Raw genomic sequence first — 19,265 nt, forward strand, 5'->3', positions numbered from 1 at the left:
TCGCCCAGGGAATGGGAAAGGCATGGAACGGTTTGTTCCACGCCTTTCCCTTGCCCAATTCGGGTTTACGCTTCCCCGATCGATAAACCTGCTATCTCCTCATCTTGTTGAGGAGGTAGAGGATCCCGACAACGATGAGGGCAAGGACACCAACCCAGACGAGAAACTGTATGGCCTCAACGATGATGCTGAGCAGGATCAGCGCAATGGCGATAAGGATGAGTGTCTGCCACATGGCTTTCTCCTTGTTCGTAAACTGTTGCGGCCGGAAATCGAGCTCGGCTCACACCGAGCAACTGTTAACGAGACTACCTGATCTTGAGCGTTGACTTGGCACCTAACAGCGTCGTCACCTGTTCTGTACGGCATCGCCCAGTCACAGCATCGCTTCGCAGGATGTCGCATCTGCGCTGATGGACCTCGCCGCAGAGGTGCGGCCCGCTCGTTAGAGATAGAAAACTGATCAAGCGGGCCGGCACTTCAGCAGTTCTAGTAGAAGATGTGGCTGCGGACTCCCATGATGATCCGGTCGCCCTTCTGGGCGGTCCTCATGTACTTGGCAACCTCGTTCTCGGTCAGCGCCACGCAACCGGCGGTTGCGACCTTGTTGGCGTGGAGGAAGATCGCATACCCCATGCCTTCGACGATCTCGGAGTCCGGCGGGCGGTTGTGGTTGATAACGACACCGAGCCGGTAGTCACCGGCACGAGCGATCGCCCACATATCCTCATCGGCTGCCGATGCCTTCGGTCCTTCGAAGTACTGGTTGTAGTTCACTCCCCTCGTACCGCCCCACTTGGACTGCGAGTTGAGTTGGCGGTAGTCCAGATCTGTTCCGGGGTTGTAGACACCAAATGATTCGGTAACCGAGTAGGAGCCGGTCGGTGTCTTGTACGTGTGCCACGCCGCGGGTTCACCAACTGTCGCCATGCCGTTGGCGCCAATCCTTGTGGGGGTCTGCCATTCCTCGTAGTAGGAACCATCCCACTGCTTATGCCAGTTCACGAACTTGGCGTAGGAGGTGCCGTAGCGTTCTGCGATCACCAGGCTCACGCGGTTCGCGTTATCCGTGGTGTACCGGGACCTGCCCTCGTTCAGTGGCGCACACTCACCAGCAGCCTTGAGTGGCGGTCCGCCACGGAATACGCCCGGGGTGTCAACGCCATCACCGTCCCAGTCACCAACGAGAGAGTGGTCGGTTTCCCGGCCGTACATGATGGTCAGCATTGCCGGCTTCAAAGTCATTTCGGATCAACCATTCCTTGCCGCGTTTCACGGCAAAGGTGTCGATACCGTCATTGTCCCAGTCACCGACGAGTACGGTGTCGCCCTCCCTGCCATACGGGAACGAGATATCTGCCTTACCACCGTTGAGAGAGTTCTTGACGTAGAACGTGTTGCCGCGGCGCACCGCGATGGTATCCGTGCCGTCACCGTCCGAGTCGCCGAAGAACACCTCATCGTTGTCCCGGCCGTACTTGAAGACGTCGTGGGCGGGTCCGGATGTGAGGTCGTTACGGAGATGGAATTCGTGCCCGCGCCGGATGCCGAGAGTATCGGTGGCATTGCCATCCCAGTCGCCGATGAGCACTTCATCGCCCACCCGACCATACGTCACCGTGTAGTGGGCACCGCCCTCGCTGTTGAAGTTTCTGAGCTCGAAGACTTTACCGGTACGAACACCGATCGTGTCCGTGCCGTTTCCATCCCAGTCACCCGTGACCGGCATACCGCTGACATCTCCGAAGAAAAACTCCTTGTCAGCGTTTCCGCCTTTTCAGGTGTTACTCAAATAGAAATTGTCTGGTGGATCGGCAGCCTGCACGGGAGCTCCCACGGCAAAGAGCAGGAGGAAAGAAAAGAGGGCGCCGAGGATCTTGGAAGACTTCATTGGACTACTCCAATCACGCAGATGCCTGACCCAAGGGCAAACACAGCTTTGTGCTTGAACGCGGCTAGCGTTTATTAGCACAGAGTGCGCTCTTCGTCACAGCATACGAGGATAGTGGGAGAAACGCACGAAGATATATGAACCAAATATCCTAATTGATTGTCAGAGCACTTGTTCAAAGGCTGAATTCCGCGATCCCGTCGATGGGAAAGATCGCGGCAAGACCTTGTGGACAGTCGAGACATCCTGGAACTCCCACGAAACCGAGCTGCCATTTTGCATCCTCAAGCCGGTCAGCTTATGCGCTGACGTCGGCTCCACGTTTCGCCACGTTCGTTGACATCCTATGACTTCCCCACTGAAGCCACTCAAGCGTGAGCTCTTCTCGCGTGAGGCACACGTGCTTGAAATGCACCACCGTGAGAACGACGTACACGAGGCCCACCTACGGGAGACACTCCGCCGCGAGACCGACATACCCGAGAACCGCCTACGGGTGGCACTCCGACGCGAGACCCTCCCATTCAAGGCCCGCCTAATCGAGGGCTCCCTACTTCAATTTCTTCCAGGGCCTGCGCTTGGCTTTGCGGGCTTCGATCATGGCGCGGCGCTTGTGGTGATTCAGTTCGGTGGGGACGAAGCGCTCTGCGGGCGGGTCGCCCATGGGCCTTCCCAGGAGCTTTCTTAGGCGGGCCACTTCCTCGGCGATGACGGTCATTGCCGAGTTGGATCGCTCCTTATGGTCTTTGCCAGTCAGCGTGATGGGGTGACCGATGTGGACGAGAACTTTCTCGCTGCGGGTAAAGATCATGCGCCACCTGATGCGGCCGGTCCACTGGTGGACGATCCGTTCGTTACCCCAGTGGGAGATCGGAATGATCGGGATGTTGGGGCGGAGTTCGTTGAGGCGCGAGATCCCCGTCTTGGCTCTCATCGGCCATCCCGCCGGGTCATGTGTAAAGGTGCCTTCCGGGAAGATGATGATGGACAGCCCCTTGTCGAGGCTCTCCGCCATCTGCTCGATCATGGTGCCGGGAGCATCCCGGTCCAGTTCGACCTGGCCGAGGGCCCGCAAAGCGGCTCCCAGGGCTCCCTTAAAGAGTTCCTTCTTTGCGATAAACCGGGGTGGTACCCCAGCTTCGTAGAGCGCCACCGCGATAACGAAGCCATCGAGATGGCTCGTGTGGTTCGCGATGTAGATGGCGGGGCCGGGCGGGATGTTGTTTTGACCGGTGACGCGCAGATCCTGGATCGACCTTACGAGGGTGACAACCGGCCAGGAAATCGCCCTCATGAGGACAGGGATGTCCCGCTCGTGACCTTCGTGCTTGAGCGGGGCAAACGTCATGACAGGGTCACGTCCGCACCGAGCTTCCCGAGCTTTTCCATGAAGTGCTCGTAGCCCCTGTTAATGAGTTCAATGCCGGAGACGCGGCTCGTGCCCTCCGCGGCCAGGGCCGCGATGAGGTGGGAGAAACCGCCGCGCAAATCCGGCACATCGATGTTGGCCGCCTGAAGCTTGGTCGGGCCCTGGATAACAGCGGAGTGATAGAAGTTTTGCCAGCCGAAGCGGCAGTCGAGCCCGCCGAGGCATTCGCGGTACACCTGAATGTTGGCTCCCATGCCACGCAGAGCGTCGGTGAAGCCGAAGCGGTTCTCGTACACGGTCTCGTGGATGATCGACAGGCCGGTGGCCTGGGTGAGAGCCACGACGAGGGGCTGCTGCCAGTCAGTCATGAGGCCCGGGTGCACGTCCGTTTCGAGAACGGCGGCGGTGAGCTCACCGCCGGGATGCCAGAAGCGGATGCCGTCGTCGCGGACGTCGAAGGCACCGCCGATCTTGCGGTAGTAGTTGAGGAAGGTCGTCATGTCCTTCTGCTGGGCACCCTTAACGAAGACATCGCCACCGGTGGCAAGGGCTGCCGACGCCCAGGAACCAGCTTCGATGCGGTCGGGCATAGCCGTGTGCTTGTACGAGTACATCTTGTCGACGCCCTCGATGCGGATGGTGCGGTCCATGTCGACCGAGATGATCGCACCCATCTTCTGCAGCACGGCAATGAGGTCGAGGATCTCCGGCTCCATGGCGGCATTCGACAGCTCGGTAATGCCCTTCGCCATAACAGCGGTGAGGAGTGTCTGCTCGGTGGCACCCACGGACGGGTAGGGCAGGCGGACCGGCTTGCCCTTGAGGCCCTTCGGGGCCGTGATGTGCATGCCGTACGGAGTGGAGGTGCGAACGGCACCGAAGTCTTCGAGTACGCGGAGGTGGAAGTCGACGGGGCGGTCACCAATGTGGCAGCCACCAAGGTCGGGAACAAAGGCCTCGCCGAGGCGGTGCAGGAGCGGGCCGCAGAACAGGATGGGGATGCGGGAGGAGCCCGCGAGCATATCAACCTGGACCGGGTCGGGCAGTTCCAGCTTGCCCGGGGTGATCGTTAGTTCACCTGCTTCGCCTTCGTGGCTGACATCCACCCCGTGCATTTTCAACAGTTCGGAGACCACGTCGACGTCCCGGATTTGTGGGACGTTGCGAAGTACGGACGTCTCTTCGGACAGGAGTGATGCGACCATGGCCTTGGGAACAAGGTTCTTTGCTCCCCGGACAAAAATCTCGCCCTCGAGCGGCTTACCGCCTCGGACCTCAAGCACTGAACTCATCGTTCCTCCTCGTATCACTCCCCCAAGGATACTGGCAGGAGCATATTGCTCGAGCTTATCCTTGCTCGGCGCGTGCCGGGAGGAGCTGTGCGCCAAGCGCGTAAAGGTCCCCCACCCCGTTTGCGTGATTCTCTTCCGACATTTCCCGGATTCGTTGAGACAGTGCCGAAAGATCCTCGGTGACCGCCACTCGTTGCTCCCGGGTGAGATAGGCAACCGCGAGCATGACGGACTGGTTTTGGTCCTCGTCCATGACGTCGGGGACTCGTCCCCGAAGGTACTCAAGGATGGCGAGCGAGGCCGCCCTGCCATCCTCGCTGCCCCTCTCTGAAGGATCGGGTTCGGGTGGATTAATCCGTGTTTCGTTCACGCTCCACCAGGTCTCCCGAGCATCATCCCCGACCCGCTTATTAATGAATCCACCGGAATGCAAGATCGACAGGTGGTACGACACCTTGTTGGCAGCGGCACCGATCTCGCTGGCAAGATCCGAAGTCCTCGCCTCCCCCATCGCGTCCATGACAACGAGGATCTGGAGCCGCAGGGGATGCGACATTGCCTTCAGGCGGGTTATCTCGTCACTCATATTTCTCCCAGTCCGCTGGCGCGGGGATGGCCCGCACTCTTCTCGAGAGTAACCCAATAACGAGACTGGCAAGCGTTACGCCGGTAAAGATGACTGCCACGAGGCTGGAGTTGTACGCCTCAAGGATGATGCCGGCAATAAGCGGAGCAAAGGCGGAGAGCGCCTGGGCAACAATGTTGATGAGGCTACTGACCCTGCCCTGGAAAGACTCCGGGGTCCGGCCCAGGATATAACCCAGCATCGCCGCATTGGCGATCGGTATGCCAAGCCCAAGAGCGAAGGAGCATCCCAACATCACCCAGTAGTTGTCCGAGAAGACCAACGGAATGCTGCACAGCGTGTACCAAACAAGAGTGAGGATCGCGATCAGCCCTGTCGGTAGCTTCTCCGCCACTCGCCCTGCGACCGTAGACACCAGAATGAGTGCTATGCCGGTGGCTGCACCCAGGTAGCCGACCTCGACCGCGGGATATCCCTGGGCGATAAGGGACAGGACCATGAGCGCCTGAATCCCGGCAATACCAAAGTTGATAAGCGTGATAACAACGCTGAGAATAAAGATCGTTTTCCGAGAAGCCATGTAGCGAAGACCCAAAACAAAGTCCGCAACCATGCTGGGCCGCTTAACCGGCTCCCCCTCACCCGCAGACAGTGATGGTTCGCCGACTATCGCCTCGTGTTCGATTGTCGGTACTTCACCAGTCGGCGACTCAGTTGCCGGTACATCTGCTGTTTTCTTTTCATCGACCCGTGGCACAAGCGAGCGCTCGATCCGGGAGAAGGCAAATCCCTGAACTGCCAGGAAAACTGTTGAGATGAGGTAGGGAAGCCACGGGAAGAAGCCGTAGAACAGCCCGGACAGCGGCCTGCCAGCAAGGTGGACGGCGGCGTCCCTCCCCTGGTTCGCCGCCTGTGCCTTCACGAAGCCGGTGCCCGACACGATCGAACGCAGTGCCGCGTTCGTTGCCTCGCCGAAGAAGCCGTGGACGAGAGCCAGGATGCTCATAAGCACAACAAACGACAGGTAGGTGAGGTGACCCGTGAATACGTACAGGAAAATTCCCGCGCTCACGACCGACGCGAAGATCGAATAGAGATAAATGAGCCGGCGGCGATCGCTCCGGTCAGTAATGACACCACCGGGGATCGATGCTACGAGCATGATGACCAGAATGATCGTTTGTAGCAGACCAGCGGAACCTTCCGAGCCCGTTAGATCGTAGACAACGAAGCTGACGATAAAAAGCGAGAAGGTGCGGCCGATCATGCCGGTCGTATCGCCAATCAGCCACCGCACATAGTCCCGGTTAGCCCAGATTGACTCCCCGCCGACCCCACGCGAGCTGCCCGGCCCCAAGGCACGACCCTCACCAGATGTGGAGCCGTGCTCCGATGCGGCGGCCCGACCAGAAGCAGAGCTCCGGCCGCTTACAGAACCCTCGCCAGGCACGTTGCCCGACCCAAAGGTGTCGTTGGCGGTCGTTGCACCACCATCTTTTGCTGTCATGACTCGAGCGTAAACAACAATCCAATTTAATTCAATAATCTTGCGCAATTAGTTTGCACTAATTTTGGGAAGGGTTATTGTCGATGGGGCGTGTCGAGATTTGCGGGCGGAATCCCCACCGAAGGAAGCAGGTTCCGCTCCCGAAAGAACGGGGGTGGGAGCGCTTGAGTTTGGAGTTTTCTTGAGAGTCCTTGAGTTTGGGAGCGTCAGGGACTCGTCGCCACCACTGCTACGACCCCACCGCATACCGGGGCGTTCGCGAACGTTTAGGGGCGCTCATCGCGAGTTCTCGGCCCATCGCATACCGGGGCGTTCGGGAGCGTTCGGGCATAGCGGAGGAACTGTGACAAAACTAGACAGAGGGCTTTGATCTGGGGAAATGTACCGACGTGTCAGTTGTTGGAGATTCCTGGTCTTTTCCCTTAGGTCCCATGTAGGTCCGATTTGGGATCGATACTCTGATCGAAATTTCAACTAAGTGTCGAGGGCCACAGCCACTCCCCTACGTCGTGGGGAACTGTTGCCAGTAAGGAGCTCGTCATGGACCAGTCATCACGCTACGCAGATCTTTCCCTTCGGGAAGAGGACCTGATCGCAGGGGGCCGACACATCCTCTGTGCCTACCACCTGAGGCCAAAGGCAGGGGTGGGCTTTCTGGAGGCCGCCGCCCATTTTGCTGCCGAATCATCGACCGGCACGAACGTTGTCGTGTCGACAACCGATGATTTCACGAAGGGCGTTGATGCCCTTGTATACCAGGCCGATGAAGCAAGCGAGGAAGTACGGATTGCCTTTCCGCTTGAACTCTTTGATCGGAACATGACCGATGGTCGGATGATGATGGTGTCGTTCCTGACCCTGACGATCGGCAACAACCAGGGCATGGGAGACATCGAGTACGCGAAGATGTACGACTTCTACATGCCGCGCGCAGCCATCAGCCTCTTCGATGGTCCCGCGAAGGGAATCAGGGACCTGTGGCGGATCCTCGGTCGACCGGTTGAGAACGGTGGCTATATTGCCGGCACGATCATCAAGCCGAAGCTGGGCCTTCGGCCCAAGCCCTTTGCGGAGGCCGCCTACCAGTTCTGGTTGGGCGGGGACTTCATCAAGAATGACGAACCGCAGGGCAATCAGGTGTTCGCCCCAATCAAGGAAACAATCCCGCTCGTTGTGGATGCGATGAGGCGGGCCATGGATGAGACGGGCGAAGCGAAGCTGTTCAGCGCTAACATCACCGCCGACGATCACGATGAGATGCTGGCACGCGGCGAGTTCATCCTCGATGCTTTCGGCCCGGACGCTGACAAGGTCGCATTCCTCGTCGATGGGTATGTGGGCGGCCCGGGCATGATCACCACGGCACGCCGCTGGTTCCCGAACCAGTTCCTCCACTACCACCGCGCCGGACACGGCGCCATCACCTCCCCCAGCTCAAAGCGCGGTTACACGGCCTACGTGCTGGCAAAGATGTCTCGCCTTCAGGGCGCTTCCGGCATTCACGTGGGCACGATGGGATTCGGGAAGATGGAGGGGGCGGCCGACGATCGGGCAATCGCCTACATCATCGAACGAGACCAGTACGACGGCCCGGTCTACTCCCAGGACTGGTACGGCATGGCACCCACGGCACCCATTGTTTCGGGCGGCATGAACGCCCTGCGTTTGCCGGGCCTGTTCACGAACCTCGGCCACGCCAATATCATCAACACCGCCGGTGGTGGAGCCTACGGCCACATCGACGGGCCAGCAGCCGGTGCCCGGTCACTGCGCCAGGCGCACGCCTGCTGGGAAGCGGGAACGGACCCGGTCGAGTGGGCCAAGGACAACCGGGACTTCGCCCGGGCTTTCGAGTCCTTCCCCGCGGATGCTGACGCGATCTATCCGAGATGGCGGGAGCAACTTGGACTAGGTGGGTGATATGAGAAGGGCACTCAGTCTCACCCAGTACCTCCTCCAAACCGGAGACAACACCGACAACGCCTATGCGCACGTCCTCTCCCCCGTCGCTATCGCACTCAAGGTCCTCTCGGCCACAATCAGTCGAGGCTCCCTGATCCTCCCCGGCAGAACGCCCGACCAGGTGAGGGACGGGGTGGACCAGCGATGGCATGCAGACGAAACCGACCGCATCCTCCAAGAAGCAGCGGTCAAGACGATCCTCACCCATGGAGCCTCCGGCGACCGACTCGCCGCCGTCTCCTTCTCCCACGAGGAAGAGATCCACCAGGTCTGCGACGGACCCGACGCCCGCTATCTGCTCGCAGTGGATGCCCTCCACCGGCCCACTTCTCTGATCGAGAACCAACCGATTGGGCTCACGTTCTCCATCATCGAACGATCAAAGGAAGGCGGCCCGGTTACCGAGGGCGAGTTCCTGCGCTCGGGGCACGACATTCTCTGTGCGGGGCTTGCCCTGTTCGGGCCCACTACCATCCTCCTTGTCAGCACGGGTGAGGGCGTGGACGCATTTACTCTCGACCGAGAGGTAGGAAACTTCGTTCTTACGAGCGCCGACATGACGCTCCCGTCGAGTTCCGACGTTCTCGCCATCGACCTGTCGCACGCCGATACGTGGAGCCCCGCCGTACGCAGGTATGTGGATGAACGCATCCGGTCCTCGCAGACTGGCGAAGGCCGCCCCGCGATCATGCGGTGGAACAACTCGGCCGTTCTCGGGGCGTTCCGGGCAATCATGAACGGCGGCATCTTCCTTCTCCCCCGCCTTGCACCAAGTGAGCCGGGCCCAAAAGACAATCCGAGTTCGCAATCGGTACAGCACCCGGCAGATTCTCAAGGAGACCAGGGGTCTCACGAGCTGGAGAGCGCGGAGTCAATGCCAGACGTTGCCGACGCAGGGGCTTCCGAGGGCTCTGCCGATTCGCAAGCTACCAAGGACTCAGCTCCACACCGGTGGTCGCAGTCTGTGCGGAACCCGCTTGGTACACCCGAGGAGGGCGTTCCCCTGATCCACACGGCGGGTCCGATCGCCATGCTGATCGAGCAGGCGGGAGGGGCAGCGACCAACGGTGGGTCTCGGATCGCCGATCTCGTACCCCAATCGCTACACGAGCGGGTTCCGATCATGCTCGGTGCTACCGGGGACGTGTTTCTCATCGAACGGTACGCGGACGAGTACGAGAAGGGTTACAGAACCGAAGTCGAGTACCCGCTGTTTCACAATCGCACACTATTCATTCAAGGCACCTAGGAGGAACCATGTCGCGCAAGCATCCCATCATCGCGGTCACCGGATCATCCGGTGCCGGAACCAGCACAGTCACCGAGACCTTTCAGCAGATATTCCGCCGCGAAGGCATCACCTCAGCCATCGTCCCCGGTGATTCCTTCCACCGATACAATCGGGCGGAAATGAAGGCAGTCCACGAGGAAGCGGTCTCGCAGGGCCGCCTGCCACCCAGCCATTTTGGCCCCGAAGCCAATGACTTCCCGAGCCTTGAGAAACTGTTCGCTCAATACGGTGAGGACGGCACCGGGCAAACCCGCACCTACGTACACGACATCGAGGAAGAAGCAATATACGGAACCCCTCCCGGGACCTTCACGCCATGGCGACAGATTGAGGAGGGCACGGACCTCCTCTATTACGAGGGCCTCCACGGGGCCGTGCACACCAAGGAAGTGGACGTGGCACGCCACGTTGATCTCTGCATCGGTGTCGTTCCCATCATTAACCTCGAGTGGATCCAAAAGATCCACCGGGACCGGTCAAGCCGCGGATACTCGGCCGAAGCGGTGACCGACATGATCCTGCGACGCATGGACGACTACGTCCACTACATCTGCCCGCAGTTCAACAACACCCACGTGAACTTTCAGCGGGTCCCCATGGTCGACACATCCAACCCCTTCACGGCCCGCTCAATCCCCACCGCCGATGAATCCATGACGGTCATTAGGTTCGCAAACCCACGTGGTATCGACTTCCCGTACCTATCGTCCATGATCGCGGGATCTTTCATGTCCCGCGCCAACTCCATCGTGGTTCCCGGCGGGAAGACCGATTTGGCCATGCAACTCATCCTCACCCCGATGATTTGGCGGCTGATCGACAAGTCAAGAAAAGCAAAGGGCCTACCCGGCCTCACGTACAAGAGCGCGTTCTAGCGGCAAACAAAAGCGGACGACTGCCGCCACCAGGAACGGAGCCGTTGTCACCAAGTCGGGGCGGTCTTCACCGACTCCGGGGCCCTCGTCACCGGGTCAGCTCACATCTTCACCAAGTCGCGACCCGTCTTCAACCAACTAGGGACCGTGTCCACTACCTCGACACCTGCCCCCGCATCTCATTCAGCAACTTTCACCGGTAGCAAGACCACCAACTCCGCCACGAACCCATCGTACTGCTGGCCCGGAAGCCCACCACTGCTTCCGGGCCGGCACATGTTCGATGCTCTATTGGGTCGATTCCCTACTCGCCTGTGTAGGTGTATTCGTAGAGGATGTGGTCGCGGCGTTCGCCAGCGATCTCCATGTAGTTCTTTGCTTCCCCGATCTTGGTGAATCCGTTCTTTTCGAGAACACGGATCGACGGGATGTTGCTGGGCAGTGTGGCTGCCATGATCCGCTTGAGGCCGAGTTCCTTGCAGGCGAAGTCAATCGCTTGTGCCACGGCCTCAGTAGCGCAACCCTTGCCGCAGGCTTCTTCGGCAATCCAGTATCCAATTTCGCAGGACTGGTAGGGACCCAGTTCGATCCGGTCGAGAACAAGCTGACCGATGATCTTGTCTTGGTCCAGGACGACGAAGGGAACTTCGGATCCCTGTTCGTGGTCTGCCAACTTGGCAGTCATGAGCTTCTTCTGGAAGTCCAGGTCGTAGTAAGAATCCTCGCGCCGTGGTTCAAACGGCGCGAGGAATTCTCGTGATGCCACGATGAGGTCCGTCAGCTCTTCGACGTCCATCGCGGTAACGACTCGTATTTTTATCATGGACTCACATTAGGTGAGTGGCGCTTCTCCATCGACGGGACGTGCCGAGACAACTTCCTCAACTGGAAGGGTCTTGACCGGCAGGGTCTTCGGCTTAAACGACGGCCGGGTCGCCTCGAACTCGGCGATCTTGTCTTCCTGACGCATGGTGAGCCCGATGTCGTCAAGGCCCTCCATGAGGCGCCAGCGCGTGTAGTCATCGATCTCGAAGGTCGTTGTGAATGAACCGGCGGTGACGCTGCGTTCGACCAGGTCAACGGTTACCTCGGTGCCGGGCTCGGTTTCGAGGATCTTCCACAGCTGCTCGCAGTCATCCTGGGTGATGATGCCGGCAACAAGGCCCTGCTTGCCGGAGTTGCCCTTGAAGATCTCCGCGAAGCGGGGCGCCAGGACGGCACGGAAGCCGTAGTCCTTGAGTGCCCACACGGCATGCTCGCGGGAGGAGCCGGTGCCAAAGTCGGTTCCGGCAATGAGAACGGAACCATTCTTGTAGTCGTCCTGGTTGAGGACGAACTCGGGATCGTTGCGCCAGGCAGCGAACAGAGCGTCTTCGAAGCCGGTGCGGGTGACGCGCTTGAGGTACACGGCCGGGATGATCTGGTCCGTGTCAACGTTGGAGCGGCGCAGCGGGACGCCGATACCGGTATGGGTGGTGATTTTCTCCATGATCGCTCCTTACAGGTCGGCGGGGGTCGAGATGGTTCCGCGGATCGCGGTGGCTGCGGCAACGAGCGGGGACACGAGGTGGGTGCGGCCACCCTTGCCCTGACGGCCCTCGAAGTTACGGTTCGAAGTGGATGCGGCCCGCTCACCCGGGGCAAGCTGATCCGGGTTCATGCCCAGGCACATGGAGCAACCGGCGTTACGCCATTCGGCGCCGAACTCCTTGAAAATCTGGTCGAGGCCCTCGGCCTCCGCCTGAAGGCGGACGCGAGCGGAACCGGGAACAACCATGACGCGAACATCCGGGTCCTTCTGCTGTCCCCGAATAACGTTCGCAATGTTGCGCAGGTCCTCGATCCGGCCGTTGGTGCACGAGCCCATGAAGACCGTATCGACACGAATGTCCTTGAGCTTCGTGCCGGGAGCCAGGTCCATGTACTCAAGTGCGCGCTGAGCGGCGGCGCGCTCCGCCTCGTCGGCAAAGTCCTCCGGGTCCGGAACCTCAGCCGAGATCGGCAGGCCCTGGCCCGGGTTGGTGCCCCAGGTGACGAAGGGCTCGAGGTCGTCAGCATCCAGCTCGACAACCGCATCGAACTCGGCGTCATCATCGGTGCGCAGGGACTTCCAGTACTCAACGGCGCGATCCCACTCTTCGCCCTCGGGGGCGTGCGGGCGGCCCTTGATGTACTCAAAGGTCGTCTCATCGGGGGCAATCATGCCGGCGCGGGCGCCAGCCTCAATCGACATGTTGCAGATCGTCATGCGGGCTTCCATGGAAAGAGCCTCGATGGCCTCGCCGCGATACTCGAGCACGTAGCCGGCGCCGCCGGTTCCGATCTTCGCAATGATGGCGAGGATGATGTCCTTCGACGTCGTGCCGGGACGCAGCTTGCCGTTGACGTTGATCGCCATGGTTTTAAAGGGCTGTAGCGGCAGAGTCTGGGTGGCGAGCACGTGCTCAACCTCGGACGTACCGATACCCATGGCAAGAGCACCGAAAGCGCCGTGCGTCGACGTATGGGAGTCGCCGCAGACGATCGTCATGCCGGGCTGGGTGATGCCGAGCTGCGGGCCGACGACGTGAACGATGCCCTGCTCGGAGTCACCGAGCGAGTGGATACGAACACCGAAGTCCTTCACGTTCTTGCGGAGCGTATCGATCTGCTTGGCAGAAATCTTGTCCATGATCGGCAGGTCAATATCGACGGTGGGGACGTTGTGGTCCTCGGTCGCGATCGTCAGGTCGGGACGGCGTACCTCACGACCAGCCAGGCGCAGGCCCTCGAAGGCCTGGGGGCTGGTGACCTCGTGAATGAGGTGCAGGTCAATGTAGAGAAGGTCCGGAGCTCCGTCTTCGCCGCGGGCGACGATGTGCGACTTCCAAACCTTCTCGGCCAGGGTAGAGCCCATGACTTTCTCCTTTGTCTCAGATGCGAGTAACACGCGCGCCGATTCGGATTACGCGCTGTGCTTGAGGCAACTGTACACCACTTGCGTATCAAAGGGCGAGATGACAATATCACTCTATGGACACTTCACAGGGATCTGGAGTCGGCGTTCTCGACAAGGCCGCCGCAGTACTTGGCGCACTGGAATCCGGGCCGCACACGCTCGCTCAGCTCGTTACCGCAACCCATCTAGCACGGCCCACGGCGCACCGCTTGGCCGTTGCTCTCGAGTACCACCGCTTCGTTACGAGGGACATGCAGGGGCGGTTTATTCTTGGCCCCCGCATGGAAGAACTAGCGTCGGCAGCCGGTGGGGATCCGCTTCTTGCCGCGGCTAAGCCCGTTCTTATTGCACTGCGCGACCACACGGGCGAATCCGCCCAGCTGTTCCGCCGCCAGGGCGATGTCCGCATCTGCGTTGCCGCTGCCGAGCGCAACCTGGGCGGCCTGCGGGACTCCATCCCTGTCGGTGCCGCACTGTCGATGCTGGCGGGCTCCGCAGCCCAGGTTCTTCTTGCCTGGGAGGAGCCGGATCGCCTGCACCGCGGCCTCCATGGGGCGAACTTCACAGCCACCACTCTGTCGGCTGTTCGCCGCCGCCGTTGGGCACAGTCCGTGGCCGAACGGGAAGCCGGTGTCGCATCGATTTCCGCACCCGTGTGGGGCCCGAGCGGACGCGTTGTTGCAGCCGTTTCCATCTCCGGTCCAATCGAGCGCATGGGACGCCAGCCCGGCCGTCAGCACTCCGTTGCCGTTGTCGCCGCCGCTAACCGGCTCACCGAGGTCCTGAAGAGGTCCGAAGACTACTAATCTGGGAGAATAGCGGCATGAAGCCCACTCTCCTCGTGACCAACGACTTCCCTCCCCGCGCGGGAGGGATCCAGACCTACCTGGAAGGCTTCGCCCGGCAACTCGATCCCGACAAGCTCATCGTTTATGCGTCCTCTCCCCCGGACGGCGGAGCAGAGGAATGTGACGCGAACGTCCCCTACGAGGTCATTCGCTATCCCGGCACCATGATGCTCCCCACCCCCGAGGTGGAGAAAACAATGATGAGCATCATCAAAGAGAAGAACATTGAGAACGTGTGGTTCGGCGCCTCCACACCGCTTGGCATCATGGCGAAGGCCGCCCGCAAGGCGGGCGCCAGCCAGACCATCGCCACCACCCACGGTCACGAGATCGGCTGGTCCATGATTCCGGGAACCCGGCAGTTTCTTGCCAAGATCTTCCGGGACAACGACATCGTCACCTACCTGACCAAGGCAACCCTCGAGCGGCTCCAGCCGGTTCTTGGCGACACCGAGCTGTTGCGGATGCCGGGGGGAATCAATCCCGAAGTCTTCTCATTCGACGCTGACTTCCGGGTCGAACTCCGCGAGCGCTACGGCATTGCCCAGGATGCTCCCGTCGTCATCTGCATCTCCCGCCTCGTGGAACGCAAGGGTCAGGACCTGCTCATCAACAATTGGCACCGAGTATCGGAGCAGTTCCCCGAGGCTCGCCTCGTCATCGTTGGTAAAGGCCCGTACCGGGAGAAGCTGGATGCCATGCACGAGGCGTCTCCGGCCAAGGACTCGATCATCTTCACGGGCGAGGTGCCATATGCGGAGCTGGCTGGCCACTACTCGCTCGGCGATATCTATGCCATGCCCTGCCGCACGCGCGGCGGCGGCCTTGATATTGAGGGCCTCGGCATTGTCTATCTCGAGGCCTACGCAGCCGGCCTCCCCGTTATTGCCGGTAACTCGGGTGGTGCGCCGGAGGCAGTGATCCCCGGGGAAACCGGCCTGGTCGTCAACGGCCGTTCGGGCAATGCCCTGGTCTCTGCCCTCACCTACCTCCTCGAGGATCCCGAGCGCGCGAAAGCCATGGGAGCCCGCGGGAAGGAATGGGTGGATGGGGAATGGCGCTGGGAGCACCTCATCAAGCAACTGAAGTCGGTTCTTTAGAGCACTCACTGGGCAAGATTCATTGCCCCAATTCGTTAACGCACCTACTAGCGCAGATCCCCAAGGTTATTAGCGCCAGCAGGTGAGTCTCGCTTTCTTGCCTTTCGTAAGTCAATCCACCTAGCGAGACTTTCCGCACTACCGCACGCTTGTTGCGTACTGTGAGCCTAACCACTTGTGACGACAAAGTAGGAACACATGACTAACTGGCGTATCCGCGACTTCCAGCCAAGCGACCTCGATGGTTTTCTCCGTCTTTGGGAGCAGTACATCGCACAGGTCGATATCCCGGTCTATGCCCTCAACGAGGTCATTGCTTCTACCCGGGCCGATACTGCCGTTGTGGCCGTCATTGGGGAAGAGGTCGTTGGTGTCACGGTAGCCAGGGCCGCCCACGATCAGGCGTGGATCGTGTTCTTTGCGGTCGACGCGAAATTGCAACGCCGTGGCATTAGCCGCGCCATGCTCGCCGCTATTGAGCAGCGCCTTGCCTCCACGGGTATCAGCCAGATGTCGATCCTGGTTCCGGACGAGATCGAGAACATCGTGTCGCTCTCCCGTGCAGGCTTCGCCGATCAGCGTCACCTACGCTACTTCGAACGCACCATTCCCATCCGCCAGGAAGAGATCCTCCTGCTTCGGGAGCTGGGCGGGCGAATGTTGGGAAGGGACCGGTGGGATGCGATCGGCGGAATGACGACCGAGAAGGATCTGCTTGAGCGCAGGCTGATCCTTCCACTAGCCAACCCGTCTACAGCTGAACAGTTTGGTGTTGTCCCACCGCGTGCCATTGTCCTCTTTGGTCCGCCCGGTACCGGCAAGACCACTTTCGCTAAGGCCGTGGCTTCACGGCTCGAGTGGCCCTTTGTTGAGGTCTTCCCCTCCCGCCTCGCAGCTTCCCCGAAGGGGCTTGCTGGCGAGCTGAGAGAAGCATTCGAGCGTATTGACGATCTCGATCATGCTGTCGTGTTCATTGACGAGGTGGAAGAGATCGCCTCTCGTCGCGGCGGAGAGCCGCCCTCACCAACTCAGGCAGTCACCAACGAGTTACTGAAGGTGATCCCGAACTTCCGGGAGAAGCCCGGCAGGCTTCTCATTTGTGCCACGAACTTTATTCGGGCTCTCGACCCAGCGTTCCTACGCCATGGCAGGTTTGATTACGTCATCCCGATAGGCCTGCCCGATGAGGAGGCACGCCACGCTATCTGGCAGATGTTCATTCCCCCAACCATCAGAGAGAACCTGGATATTGAGCCGCTGGTTCAGGCAACCGATGGGTTCTCCCCCGCCGATATTGAATACGCGGCCCGTAGCGCTTCCCAGGTCGCTTTCGAACGAGCATTAGCCAACGGTCATTCAACCGAAGAGCCGGCACGCGAAATCGGAGTATCCGAAGGCCCGACCGTGGACGACTACCTGGCAGCAATCGCACAGACCCGCGCGACAGTGTCAGCTGAGGTTGCCAGGGAGTTCGAAGAAGATATCGAGGCACTCGCACGGACCTGACCTGGAAAAGCTATGCGAGCCTTTGAAGGGCGTCCCGTACCGAGCCGTGGAGGACTTTCTGGATCTTAGTGACAAGCACGTCGGGGTCTTCTTGTCCTTCGGTGAGGAGCCAGCGCAGCAGGTGCCCGTGGACGATTGAGGCATAGTGGTCGACAATGAACTGCCGATCAACAGTGCTTAGGACAATGTCGCCTTCTAGTTCGGTGACGATCGCTTCCATCATGAGCCGGAACTGGCCAAGGAAGAAAGTATCGCGCCTGCGGTGCGAGAGGGAGTTCATGACAGCCTGAGTTTGTTCCATGTTTGCTCTCATGTACCGAAGCAGTTTCCGGTAGCCATCCGCCCACTGGTCGTAGGAGGCATGCTCCATGATGTGGTTGGCGATCTCCTGTTCAAACACCCAGGCAGCAAGATCGTAGACGTCGGCAAAATGATAGTAGAACGTTTGCCGGTTAATTCCTGCGTGGGCTGTCAGGCCAGAAACGGTCACCCGGTTAAGCCGGGTAGTGAGTAGCTGTTCCTTGAGTGAGCGAGCAAGTAGCTCCTTTGTCGCCTGCGACATGGCCACCCCCTCAGAAACGTTTATACCTCCAATCATAGGACGCACGTCCCGGTTCGGCGGTAAAAGGGGCCCTGCCTGAGCTAGTAATTTCAGTGATTGCGACACCTTCGGGTTTCTGTCTATATCGCAGTGTTTAGGGCGGGTCTTAGCGTGAAAGGGAGGCGACAACGATGTCGCTAACAGTTTCAGTGACAGGACAGGAATCATGTTTCTCTTCGAATCTATCCCCTGGTATTCATGGCTCACGTGGTTCGTCGTACTCGGCGCACTCATCGGCCTCAACGAGGTAACGAGAAGATGGAAGGCCGGCGGCATCGCCTTCTTCATTATTCTCCCGATCATTCTCACAATCTTTGTATGGCCAACAACTGCAGGTGCAGATTCTTCTACCGGCACCTGGTTCCACTGGGTCAAGGTCTACTCAGCTCTCGCCGGAGCTCTTGGCTTCATGGCGATCCGTTACTTCCCCAAGCTCGCAGCTAATAAGAAGGTCCTCATCTTCCCGGCAGCTATCCTCGCCATCAATATTGCCGAGGCCTGCATCCGTGACTTCCAGGTGGGAGCCATGAACACCGACGGCATCGTCGATGGTGTGTACATGCTGTCTGGTTCGTGGAACTGGATGAACGGCGTCGCCGGTCTTCTTAACCTCGTTGCAATTTGCGGATGGGCGGGAATATTTATTTCCAGAGACAAGTCAAAGGACATGATCTGGCCCGACATGCTCTGGTTCTGGATCATCGCCTACGACCTATGGAACTTCGCCTACGTCTACAACTGCGTTGGCGACCATTCCTTCTACGCCGGTGGAGCACTCCTCATCTCCTGCACTATCCCCGCATTCTTCATCAAGAAGGGTGCCTGGCTCCAACACCGAGCCAACACCCTGGCCCTCTGGATGATGTTTACTATGGCGGTGCCGACATTTGTCTCCGACTCGATGTTCGCCGTCGAAACCTCCAGGAGTCCCGTCGCCCTCTTTGTCATCTCGGCACTGGCATTGGTCGCCAACGTCGCTCTCATCATCTACCAGATCCGCACCATCCTGAGGAAGCGTCTCAACCCTCTCAAGGATGAGCTGTACACGGACCACCCCCAGTACAAGGCAGTGGTTGCCGCGAACATCCCGGCCGCACCTCTGGACAGCCAAGTTGCCGCCGACAAGTTCGACAAGATGGCGTAACTCCAACATCCATGGGGCATTAGAGCCTATACGAAGCAAGTAGTCCTCAGCGGATTGAGGGAATCTTCTGTGGGATTGAGGAATACCCTGTAAAACTTGGGGATCGTCTCCAGGGTTTGGGAAACCGCTGTGGGGATGACGTAGCGTCTGTCAGTGTGGAATGGCCACATACTGACAGACGCTACGCTCGTTAAGTCAGGGGCTAGTGACTAAGCCCGGCAATTATGAACTTACGAGTAGTGGATTGACGAAGAGCAGAACTACTTTGTGTTCTTCTCTATCGACCATTCGATCTGAGGCGTGACCCCAGCATCCTTGATCAGGTTGTAGATGGGGCAGCGGCGCTCGGTCTCGT

At 59.7% G+C, this 19,265-nt stretch carries 18 protein-coding genes; 7 read left to right on the top strand and 11 right to left on the bottom strand.

Features of this window, described 5'->3' with window-relative positions; translation table 11 throughout:
- Positions 1-91: 91 nt before the first annotated feature.
- The 7 genes from ACTHUY_RS06430 to ACTHUY_RS06460 all read right to left on the bottom strand — a co-directional run bounded on the left by ACTHUY_RS06430 (position 92) and on the right by ACTHUY_RS06460 (position 6,645).
- Positions 92-235 (bottom strand): hypothetical protein, encoded by a 144-nt coding sequence (locus ACTHUY_RS06430; protein ID WP_441654622.1) that lies wholly within the window; start codon positions 233-235, stop codon positions 92-94.
- A 254-nt stretch (positions 236-489) separates the two neighbouring features.
- Entirely contained in the window at positions 490-1,245 is a 756-nt protein-coding gene (locus tag ACTHUY_RS06435; RefSeq protein WP_441678184.1) for a L,D-transpeptidase family protein, read from the bottom strand.
- Positions 1,178-1,729, bottom strand: a complete 552-nt coding sequence (locus ACTHUY_RS06440; RefSeq protein ID WP_441654624.1) for a hypothetical protein — start codon at positions 1,727-1,729, stop codon at positions 1,178-1,180. Before ACTHUY_RS06440 ends, ACTHUY_RS06435 begins: the two co-directional genes overlap by 68 nt.
- Positions 1,730-2,441: 712 nt before the next feature.
- Entirely contained in the window at positions 2,442-3,239 is a 798-nt protein-coding gene (locus ACTHUY_RS06445) for a lysophospholipid acyltransferase family protein (protein ID WP_441654625.1), read from the bottom strand.
- The gene (gene murA / locus ACTHUY_RS06450) at positions 3,236-4,552 is read right to left on the bottom strand and encodes a UDP-N-acetylglucosamine 1-carboxyvinyltransferase (RefSeq protein ID WP_441678186.1); all 1,317 of its coding nucleotides are present in this window, start codon (positions 4,550-4,552) and stop codon (positions 3,236-3,238) included. Before murA ends, ACTHUY_RS06445 begins: the two co-directional genes overlap by 4 nt.
- Positions 4,553-4,607: 55 nt before the next feature.
- Positions 4,608-5,138 (bottom strand): ArsR/SmtB family transcription factor, encoded by a 531-nt coding sequence (locus tag ACTHUY_RS06455; protein ID WP_441654627.1) that lies wholly within the window; start codon positions 5,136-5,138, stop codon positions 4,608-4,610.
- On the bottom strand, positions 5,131-6,645 hold the full coding sequence (locus ACTHUY_RS06460) for an MFS transporter (protein ID WP_441654628.1): 1,515 nt from the start codon (positions 6,643-6,645) through the stop codon (positions 5,131-5,133). Before ACTHUY_RS06460 ends, ACTHUY_RS06455 begins: the two co-directional genes overlap by 8 nt.
- 540 nt (positions 6,646-7,185) lie before the next feature.
- On the opposite strand from ACTHUY_RS06460, the gene ACTHUY_RS06465 reads away from it, so the two are divergent.
- The 3 genes from ACTHUY_RS06465 to ACTHUY_RS06475 are packed head-to-tail and all read left to right on the top strand — an operon-like array spanning position 7,186 to position 10,773.
- On the top strand, positions 7,186-8,565 hold the full coding sequence (locus tag ACTHUY_RS06465; RefSeq protein WP_441678188.1) for a ribulose-bisphosphate carboxylase: 1,380 nt from the start codon (positions 7,186-7,188) through the stop codon (positions 8,563-8,565).
- A 1-nt stretch (position 8,566) separates the two neighbouring features.
- On the top strand, positions 8,567-9,856 hold the full coding sequence (locus ACTHUY_RS06470) for a hypothetical protein (protein ID WP_441678190.1): 1,290 nt from the start codon (positions 8,567-8,569) through the stop codon (positions 9,854-9,856).
- Between the two features lie 8 nt (positions 9,857-9,864).
- Positions 9,865-10,773: a phosphoribulokinase gene (locus ACTHUY_RS06475; RefSeq protein ID WP_441654631.1), complete on the top strand. Its 909-nt coding sequence runs from the start codon at positions 9,865-9,867 to the stop codon at positions 10,771-10,773.
- Between the two features lie 304 nt (positions 10,774-11,077).
- Here ACTHUY_RS06475 and ACTHUY_RS06480 read toward each other — a convergent pair whose 3' ends face one another.
- Genes ACTHUY_RS06480 through leuC form a run of 3 tightly spaced genes read right to left on the bottom strand, consistent with a single transcriptional unit; the run spans position 11,078 to position 13,669 of the window.
- Positions 11,078-11,596: a GNAT family N-acetyltransferase gene (locus ACTHUY_RS06480; protein ID WP_441654632.1), complete on the bottom strand. Its 519-nt coding sequence runs from the start codon at positions 11,594-11,596 to the stop codon at positions 11,078-11,080.
- Positions 11,597-11,605: 9 nt separating this feature from the next.
- Complete coding sequence (leuD, locus tag ACTHUY_RS06485; protein WP_441678192.1) at positions 11,606-12,262, bottom strand: 3-isopropylmalate dehydratase small subunit; 657 nt, start codon at positions 12,260-12,262, stop codon at positions 11,606-11,608.
- A gap of 9 nt (positions 12,263-12,271) precedes the next feature.
- Positions 12,272-13,669, bottom strand: a complete 1,398-nt coding sequence (gene leuC, locus ACTHUY_RS06490) for a 3-isopropylmalate dehydratase large subunit (protein WP_441654634.1) — start codon at positions 13,667-13,669, stop codon at positions 12,272-12,274.
- 116 nt (positions 13,670-13,785) lie between these two features.
- On the opposite strand from leuC, the gene ACTHUY_RS06495 reads away from it, so the two are divergent.
- The 3 genes from ACTHUY_RS06495 (at position 13,786) to ACTHUY_RS06505 (ending at position 17,165) form a co-directional block, all read left to right on the top strand.
- Entirely contained in the window at positions 13,786-14,517 is a 732-nt protein-coding gene (locus tag ACTHUY_RS06495; protein WP_126703641.1) for an IclR family transcriptional regulator, read from the top strand.
- A gap of 17 nt (positions 14,518-14,534) precedes the next feature.
- Positions 14,535-15,659 (top strand): glycosyltransferase family 4 protein, encoded by a 1,125-nt coding sequence (locus ACTHUY_RS06500; RefSeq protein ID WP_441678194.1) that lies wholly within the window; start codon positions 14,535-14,537, stop codon positions 15,657-15,659.
- A gap of 198 nt (positions 15,660-15,857) precedes the next feature.
- Positions 15,858-17,165 (top strand): ATP-binding protein, encoded by a 1,308-nt coding sequence (locus ACTHUY_RS06505; protein WP_441678196.1) that lies wholly within the window; start codon positions 15,858-15,860, stop codon positions 17,163-17,165.
- Between the two features lie 10 nt (positions 17,166-17,175).
- Here the strand turns inward: ACTHUY_RS06505 and ACTHUY_RS06510 are convergent, their stop codons facing one another.
- Positions 17,176-17,727, bottom strand: coding sequence for a TetR/AcrR family transcriptional regulator C-terminal domain-containing protein (locus tag ACTHUY_RS06510; RefSeq protein WP_441654637.1), 552 nt, complete (start codon positions 17,725-17,727; stop codon positions 17,176-17,178).
- A 205-nt stretch (positions 17,728-17,932) separates the two neighbouring features.
- Between ACTHUY_RS06510 and ACTHUY_RS06515 the strand changes: the two genes are divergently transcribed.
- The gene (locus ACTHUY_RS06515) at positions 17,933-18,910 is read left to right on the top strand and encodes a DUF5692 family protein (protein ID WP_441678198.1); all 978 of its coding nucleotides are present in this window, start codon (positions 17,933-17,935) and stop codon (positions 18,908-18,910) included.
- The last annotated feature ends 355 nt before the right edge of the window (positions 18,911-19,265 follow it).

It is taken from the genome of Flaviflexus sp., assembly GCF_052087705.1.
In the GTDB taxonomy this organism is placed as follows: domain Bacteria; phylum Actinomycetota; class Actinomycetes; order Actinomycetales; family Actinomycetaceae; genus Flaviflexus; species Flaviflexus ciconiae.

Bases quoted from the DNA above. Each gene is read 5' to 3' on its own strand.
- ACTHUY_RS06430 (WP_441654622.1), bottom strand. From the start codon at position 235: ATGTGGCAGACACTCATCCTTATCGCCATTGCGCTGATCCTGCTCAGC.
- ACTHUY_RS06435 (WP_441678184.1), bottom strand. From the start codon at position 1,245: ATGACTTTGAAGCCGGCAATGCTGACCATCATGTACGGCCGGGAAACC.
- ACTHUY_RS06440 (WP_441654624.1), bottom strand. From the start codon at position 1,729: ATGCCGGTCACGGGTGACTGGGATGGAAACGGCACGGACACGATCGGT.
- ACTHUY_RS06445 (WP_441654625.1), bottom strand. From the start codon at position 3,239: ATGACGTTTGCCCCGCTCAAGCACGAAGGTCACGAGCGGGACATCCCT.
- murA (WP_441678186.1), bottom strand. From the start codon at position 4,552: ATGAGTTCAGTGCTTGAGGTCCGAGGCGGTAAGCCGCTCGAGGGCGAG.
- ACTHUY_RS06455 (WP_441654627.1), bottom strand. From the start codon at position 5,138: ATGAGTGACGAGATAACCCGCCTGAAGGCAATGTCGCATCCCCTGCGG.
- ACTHUY_RS06460 (WP_441654628.1), bottom strand. From the start codon at position 6,645: ATGACAGCAAAAGATGGTGGTGCAACGACCGCCAACGACACCTTTGGG.
- ACTHUY_RS06465 (WP_441678188.1), top strand. From the start codon at position 7,186: ATGGACCAGTCATCACGCTACGCAGATCTTTCCCTTCGGGAAGAGGAC.
- ACTHUY_RS06470 (WP_441678190.1), top strand. From the start codon at position 8,567: ATGAGAAGGGCACTCAGTCTCACCCAGTACCTCCTCCAAACCGGAGAC.
- ACTHUY_RS06475 (WP_441654631.1), top strand. From the start codon at position 9,865: ATGTCGCGCAAGCATCCCATCATCGCGGTCACCGGATCATCCGGTGCC.
- ACTHUY_RS06480 (WP_441654632.1), bottom strand. From the start codon at position 11,596: ATGATAAAAATACGAGTCGTTACCGCGATGGACGTCGAAGAGCTGACG.
- leuD (WP_441678192.1), bottom strand. From the start codon at position 12,262: ATGGAGAAAATCACCACCCATACCGGTATCGGCGTCCCGCTGCGCCGC.
- leuC (WP_441654634.1), bottom strand. From the start codon at position 13,669: ATGGGCTCTACCCTGGCCGAGAAGGTTTGGAAGTCGCACATCGTCGCC.
- ACTHUY_RS06495 (WP_126703641.1), top strand. From the start codon at position 13,786: ATGGACACTTCACAGGGATCTGGAGTCGGCGTTCTCGACAAGGCCGCC.
- ACTHUY_RS06500 (WP_441678194.1), top strand. From the start codon at position 14,535: ATGAAGCCCACTCTCCTCGTGACCAACGACTTCCCTCCCCGCGCGGGA.
- ACTHUY_RS06505 (WP_441678196.1), top strand. From the start codon at position 15,858: ATGACTAACTGGCGTATCCGCGACTTCCAGCCAAGCGACCTCGATGGT.
- ACTHUY_RS06510 (WP_441654637.1), bottom strand. From the start codon at position 17,727: ATGTCGCAGGCGACAAAGGAGCTACTTGCTCGCTCACTCAAGGAACAG.
- ACTHUY_RS06515 (WP_441678198.1), top strand. From the start codon at position 17,933: ATGTTTCTCTTCGAATCTATCCCCTGGTATTCATGGCTCACGTGGTTC.